This is a genomic window from Mesorhizobium sp. M7A.F.Ca.CA.004.06.1.1 (assembly GCF_003999135.1).
GTDB lineage: Bacteria > Pseudomonadota > Alphaproteobacteria > Rhizobiales > Rhizobiaceae > Mesorhizobium.
Window position 1 is genome coordinate 1 of the sequence record NZ_RZPQ01000298.1, and the last position, 6526, is coordinate 6526.

Here is a 6526-nt window from a genome sequence, read left to right on the forward strand (position 1 = left end):
GCTGACGGCGCGGTCCGCCGCCGTCAGCGCGTCCGCCGGCTCGTGCGTCACCTCGAACTGCTCGTCGCCGAATTCGGCGATGACCACCTCGGGAGCGACTCCGGCTTCCTCGAGCGCCGCCATCAGGTTGGGCGCGAAGGGGTCCGTGCGGCGCAATGCGGCGAAAGACATCGAATGCGCCGGCGCGAAGCCGCCGTCGGCGACATTGAATTCATGCTCGAAGGCGGCGATGACCGACAGGCCGGTTGCGGCTTTCAAATCGGCCAGCGCCTCTTTGAGCATCGTGCGGGTGCAGCCGAGCCATGGGCTGCCATCGAGCTCGACGATGTCGCCGGCGACCATGTCGAACGGCGTCGCCGATCCGGTACGTGTCGTGCGAAAGCGCGCCTTGAGATCGGGGATAAGCCGCAGGTCGCCCGACGAGCCCCAGGGGTTGGGATCGACGATCGAGTTGAACGGCGTCAGCGACAGATTGGCCTGCAGCCAACCGACGCCGGTCGTGGCGGTCTTCTGCAACTTGCCTTCGGCAACGAAGCGGCCCCGCGTGACGGCGGAGAGATCCGTGGTGACGACGGCAACCAGAGGCTCGACAGTCGATGTCATGCCGGTTTTCCCAAAGCGTTGAAGCGGCCGACGACCGTGTCGGTATCGGCCACCCAGCAGTAGCCGCCGAAGGCCTTGAGCGCGATGTCGTGGCGTTCCTGCGTAATGGTGGCGCAGGCATCCGATACGCAGGTGACAAGATAGCCGCGGTCGGCGCCGTCGCGCACCGTCATGTCGACGCATTGATCGGTCAGCACGCCGACCACGACGAGATAGCGGATGCCGAGGTTCTTGAGGAGATAGTCGACATTGGTCGAGTTGAAGATGCCGGACGACGTCTTCGGCAGCATGATCTCGTCGCCGACCGGCGCCAGCGCCGGCACCGGCAGACCCTCCGGGAGGCTGGGCGCGACATGGATCGGCGTCAGCTTGTGGTCGAGCGAGCGGTCACGGCCGTCTTCGGTCAGGCTCTGGATGATGGTGTGCAGCACCTCGACGCCATTGGCCCGCGCAGCGGCCAGCAGGCGCTCCTGGTTGGGGATCGTCTGTGACGATGTCTGCCGGTAGAAATAGTGATCGGGCCCACGCTCCGGATGCGACGGATCTGCGCCCGGCTCCAGCCAGATGCGCTGCATGTCGACGAGCAGCAGGGCCGTTTCGCCGGCACGGAAGGCTTCGTCTCGTTTGGGTAGGGCCTGGGTCATGCTTTGTCGTCCTGCTTTGCTGATTTGGGTCCCGGCGTCTTGCGGGGTCCGGGTATCTTGCGCGCGCCGTTCTCTTGCGGGTCGCTGTCGAGTGTCACGGCATTGGCATGTCGCACCCTTTCGAGCCGCTCAATGCGGGCGCGCGCGTCGTCGCCCAGCGTCGAAACGATATGGGCGACCAGCGCCTCCATCTGGGCGATTGCCGGCGCCAGCGTGTCATAGGGCGAGGCGACTTCGAGCGGGCTGACGATGGTGACTTCGGCGAGGTCTGATATCGGCGACAGCCATTGGTCGGTGAACAGGACGATGCGCACATCGAGCGCCGCCGCTTGGCTCGCATAGGCCATGACGTCGAGCTGGTAGCGGCGGTAGTCGAACACGACGAGCACGTCGCGCCGGTCGAGGTCGGCGAGCGTGTCGAAAGTCTGTGGAGAAAGCACGCCGAGATCGCGAACCCCGGAGCGAAACTGCACGAGATAGCCGGCCAGCATGCCGGCGATGTGACGGCTGAACCGGCCGCCGACCATCACAATCTCGCCCTTGACCTCCATCAGCAGGCGGGCCGCCCGCTCGTATGTCTGGATGGGTGTCGCGGCGGTGGCTTTCTGCAAGGCCGTGGTGACGCTGTCGAGATAGGCCAGCACGGCGCTGTCGTTGGAGCCGCTCTGCCGCTTGGCCTCCATCATCAGCAGCGGCGAGTGCAGTCTTGCCTCGACTTCGGCCAGAAGCTTCGCCTGGAAATCCGGAAACCCTTCATAGCCGAGCTTGACGACCAGTCTCACCACGGTCGGATCGCTGACGCCAGCGCGCCGGGCGAGCGATGAGGCGGTGCCGAGGCCGGAGGTCGGATAGTCCGTCAACAGCAGTCGGACGATCTTCTCTTCCGACGGCGTCAGCGCAAGATCCCCGCGCATCAGAACATCGCGTATCGCCATGGGCCTCCCCGAAATCCGTGTTCTCTTGTTTTGTCGAGTTTATTACAGAGATTTAAATCTTGGTCAACAATGAAGAGATGTTGACATTGCGTGATCGCTGGCCCTACCTTGTCGGAAAGCAGCCAAGAGACTGTGGGGAACAGCCATGCGAAACGGAAGCGACGTCATCGTCGTCGGTGCCGGCATTGTCGGATCGAGCGCCGCCTATCATCTGGCCAAGGCCGGTGTGAAGGTCACATTGGTCGAGCAGACCCATCCCGCCGGCGGCCCGTCGGGCAAATCGTCGGCGCTGCTGCACGCCTTCTACCTGATGCCGGAATTGTCGCAGCTTTCCATACGTGGCCGCGAGATCCTGGTGTCGCTGCCGGAAATCGCGGGCGAAGGCTCTTTCGTCACCGAAATCGGCATGATGTGGGTCTGCGGCAACGACAACAAGGTGAGTTGGACGGCGGCGGCCGAACGCATCCGCGGCGAGGGCGCGCGCATCGAGACATTGTCGCCGCAGGCCTTTGCCGACGCGGCACCCGGCTTTGCCCTGGACAATGTCGCAATGGCGCTGTGGGAGCCGGAATATGGCTACGCCGATGCCTTCGGCGCCACCAACGCCATCGCCCGTGCCGCCCGCGCCAACGGTGCCAGGATCATGCAGAACACGCTGGTCGAGAGCCTTCAACGGCAGGGCGACCGCATCACCGGCGTCACCTTGACCGATGGAACGGTGCTGGAAGCCGGTACCGTCGTCCTGGCCGCCGGGCCGTGGACGCGCCGCCTGCTGGCGACGGTCGGCCTCGATCTGCCGCTGCATGTCGAGCGCCATCCGATGGCCGTCCTCGACGCAGCCGGCAAGGCAAGGCAGGTCATGCCTTTCGCCTGGTGCGACGACATTTCCTGCAACTATGCACGGCCTGACAATGACGGCGTCATCCTGGCCGGCACCTGGGCTGGTGGCGGCACCGGCCTGCGCCACGAACATGCGGGCCGCCCGCGTTTGGTCCAAAATCCTGATGATTACATGGAAGGTGTCGAGGAGCAGGAATCGGTCGAGATTCTGGAGACCTTCGCTGGCAGAGTCCCTGCCATGGCCGAGCTTGGCATCCGGCCCGGCTATGCCGGACTCTACGACATGAGCCCCGACGATCTGCCGGTCATCGGCGCCATGCCTGACGTCGAAGGGCTGGTCGTTTCGGCGGGATCCTCCGGCCACGGCTTCAAGACCGGGCCGGCAGTCGGCGAGGCGGTGGCCAGGCTGGTCACCGAAGGCGCGCAACCGATCCTGGCGCCGTTTTCACCCGATCGCTTCAGGGCCGCGTAATGGCGTCGGTGACGATGAGCGAGAGCAAGCCCAGTGGCTTCATGCCGGCCGCGTTTCGCAACGCCACTGCCGATGCCCTGTGCATGGTCGCGGTGCTGCTGCTGGTGGCGCTTGCCGCCTTCATCTTTGGCAGCGCCGCCATGCAACGTGTGGTCACCTATGCCGCGATCATGCTGACGGCGGTGCTTGGCCTGCAGATATTCTCTGGCAACAGCGGCATCGTCTCGTTCGGTCAGGCCGCCTTTGTCGGCCTTGGCGCCTACGCCACCGGCATCCTCACCATGCCGACCGCCTTGCAACGAACGGCGCTGCGCGACCTGCCGCAATTCCTCGCCGGGTATCAACTCTCCTTCTTCGCGGCGCTGGCCGTCGTCCTTGCGCTCGCGGTCATCGTCGGCCTGTTGACCGGCACGCCGCTGCTCAGGCTTTCCGGATCGAGCGCTTCGATCGCAACGCTTGCCATGCTGATCATCGTCTACACGCTGCTGGTGGCCGGGCGCGAGATCACGCGCGGCAGTCAGCCATTCTATGGCGTGCCGCGCGAGGTCGGGCTGTGGACGGCTGCCGCTGTCGCTTCGATGGCGCTGGTGGCGGCGAGGCTGTTTCGCGAAACCTCCTTCGGCCTTGCCGCCCGCGCCGCCGCCAATGACGAGCGCGGTGCCGCCGCCGTCGGCGTCGACCAGCGCACGGCGCGTCTGGCCGCCTGGGTGGCGGGTGTCGTCGCCGCCATGGCCGCCGGCGCCATGATGGCGCAGTTTCTGGGTGCGTTCTCGCCACGCGATTTCTATTTCGACCTCGGCTTCACCATGCTCGCCATGCTGATCGTCGGCGGCATGACCTCGTCGCTCGGCGCTTTCGCCGGCGTCATCGTCACCATCGTTTTGGTCGAAGTGGTGCGCCGCTTCGAAGGCGGCGGCGAGGTGCTCGGCCTGCATCTGCCCGTCCTGTTTGGCCTGACCCAGGGCGTGCTTGCCATCGCCATGATCCTGGTTATCTGGCGGCGACCGACCGGTCTGTTCGGCGAGCGTGAACTGAACCTGCTGCGTCGGCCCGGTCGCCAGGCCGTGATGGCTTCAACGGCGCCACCGCGGCATGTCGAGAGTGACCGGCTCGCCGCCGTCCATCTGTCGCGCCGCTATGCCGGCGTCGTCGCCGTCGACGACGTCAGCCTGGATTTCGAGACCGACAGCATCACCGGCATCATCGGCCCCAATGGCGCCGGCAAGACGACGCTGCTCAACATGCTGGCCGGTGATATCAAGCCAAGTGCCGGCACCGTGTCGGTGGGTGGCGTGGTCCGGCAGGCTTCGGCCTTCCGCTTCGCCCGCTCCGGCGTTGCCCGCACGTTCCAGAACATCCGCGTCTTCCCGCACATGACCGTGCTCGAAAATGTCGTCGTCGCCGCCCGCCAGGTGGAGCCGGATCTTGGCCATGCCGAGGCGGCGGCAATGGGTGAACTTGCGCGCATGGGGCTGGAGAGATTCGCCGATCAACCGGCCGCCAGGCTTGCCTATGGCCAGCGCCGTCGGCTCGAAGTGGCACGCGCCCTGGCGTTGAAGCCGCGCTTCCTGCTGCTCGACGAGCCGGCCGCCGGCATGAACGCCGTCGAGACCGCCGAACTGGTTTCGATCCTCTCGACGGTCCGCACCGAGCGCCGCATCGGCATTGTGCTGATCGAACACGACATGCGGCTGGTGATGAACCTGTGCGAGCGCATCGTCGTCATCGATCATGGCCGCGTCATCGCCGACGGCACGCCGGGCGACGTTCAGAAGAACCCTGCCGTGATCGCAGCCTATCTCGGCAGCCGCACGGCGCGCGCCAAGACCGAAACGCCTGAAAACCAGACCGCATGACCCGCAACGACAGCCAACCATAAGAAATCCAGAAGGAGAACCGACATGCCAAGCCTCTATCGCCTCCATCGCGCCGCTTTGTGCGCTGCCGTGTTCAGCATCGCCGCCATTTCGACGGCCAGCGCCGAAGAGATCATCATCGGTGCCGCGACCGCGCAGACCGGCGGCCTTGCCCCTTACGACCAGCCGGCACTTGCCGGCCTGCGCATGTCGCTCGACGAGCTCAACGCCAAGGGTGGCCTCGCTGGCAAATACACCGTCAAGCTTTTGATCAAGGACACGCGCTCCGATACCGCGCAGACTGCCACTGTCGCCCAGGAACTGATCGACGCCGGCGCCAAGATCATGATCACGCCGTGCGATGCCGATCCCTCGATTTCCGCCGGCCAGCTGACCCAGCCGCTTGGCATTCCGACCCTGACGCTGTGCGGCTCCGCCCCGGTGCTCACCGGCGCGGTCGGCGACGTCATGTTCGGCACCTATCCGGCCGACAATGTGCAGGCGACGGCGGTCGCCGACTTCGCCGTCTCGGAAGGCAAGAAGAAGGTGTTCCTGCTGACTTCGCCGGACTCCACCTACACCGCCAATCTGCCGGAATATTTCGGCAAGGTGTTCGAGAAGAAGGGCGGCGCCATTGTCGGCCGCGGCACCTTCAGCATGGGCCAGCCCGATTTTTCCGCCGAGATCACCAATATCAAGGGCCTAGCCGACAAGCCCGACCTGATCATGACGGCGGCCTATGAGCCGGATTTCCCGGCCTTCATCCAGCAATTGCGTGGCGCCGGCGTCACCATCCCGGTCTATGGCGCCGATGCCATCGGCACGCCGACCATCAAGGCGCTCGGCAAATTGGTCGACGGCGTCGTCTACACCGCGGCCGGCTATGCCGAGCCGGGCAGCAAGCTCGAGGCCTTCAATACCGCCTTCACCAAATATGCAGGCCACGCACCGGAATCGACCTATGAAGTCAATGGCTATGAGATCGGCCTGATCCTCGACCAGGCGGTCAAGACGGCCGGCTCCGACGACCCGAAAGCGATCCGCGACGCCATCGCCGGCCTTAAGGATTTCGAAGGCATCACCGGCAAGATCACCTATGCCGGCACCGATCGCATGCCGCTGCGGCCGGTGGCGCTGATGCGCTACGAGGGCGGCGAGGGCAAGCATGTCCAGACC

5 protein-coding genes and 1 pseudogene are annotated in these 6526 nt (G+C 65.4%); 3 read left to right on the forward strand and 3 right to left on the reverse strand.

Features of this window, described 5'->3' with window-relative positions:
* The 3 genes and pseudogenes from EN906_RS18320 to EN906_RS18330 all read right to left on the reverse strand — a co-directional run.
* Window positions 1-603 (reverse strand): annotated as a pseudogene (locus EN906_RS18320) (glutamine synthetase); the annotation flags it as partial.
* Window positions 600-1247, reverse strand: coding sequence for an isochorismatase family cysteine hydrolase (locus EN906_RS18325; RefSeq protein WP_127267229.1), 648 nt, complete (start codon window positions 1245-1247; stop codon window positions 600-602). The gene EN906_RS18325 and the pseudogene EN906_RS18320, both read right to left, overlap by 4 nt.
* Complete coding sequence (locus EN906_RS18330; protein ID WP_127271273.1) at window positions 1244-2182, reverse strand: MurR/RpiR family transcriptional regulator; 939 nt, start codon at window positions 2180-2182, stop codon at window positions 1244-1246. Before EN906_RS18330 ends, EN906_RS18325 begins: the two co-directional genes overlap by 4 nt.
* Before the next feature lie 145 nt (window positions 2183-2327).
* On the opposite strand from EN906_RS18330, the gene EN906_RS18335 reads away from it, so the two are divergent.
* The 3 genes from EN906_RS18335 to EN906_RS18345 form a co-directional block, all read left to right on the forward strand.
* On the forward strand, window positions 2328-3494 hold the full coding sequence (locus EN906_RS18335; protein ID WP_127270506.1) for an FAD-binding oxidoreductase: 1167 nt from the start codon (window positions 2328-2330) through the stop codon (window positions 3492-3494).
* Window positions 3495-3508: 14 nt separating this feature from the next.
* The gene (locus EN906_RS18340; RefSeq protein ID WP_236383436.1) at window positions 3509-5350 is read left to right on the forward strand and encodes a branched-chain amino acid ABC transporter ATP-binding protein/permease; all 1842 of its coding nucleotides are present in this window, start codon (window positions 3509-3511) and stop codon (window positions 5348-5350) included.
* A gap of 45 nt (window positions 5351-5395) precedes the next feature.
* Window positions 5396-6526 (forward strand): ABC transporter substrate-binding protein (locus EN906_RS18345; RefSeq protein ID WP_127271278.1); only part of this gene is annotated, 1131 nt, incomplete at its 3' end.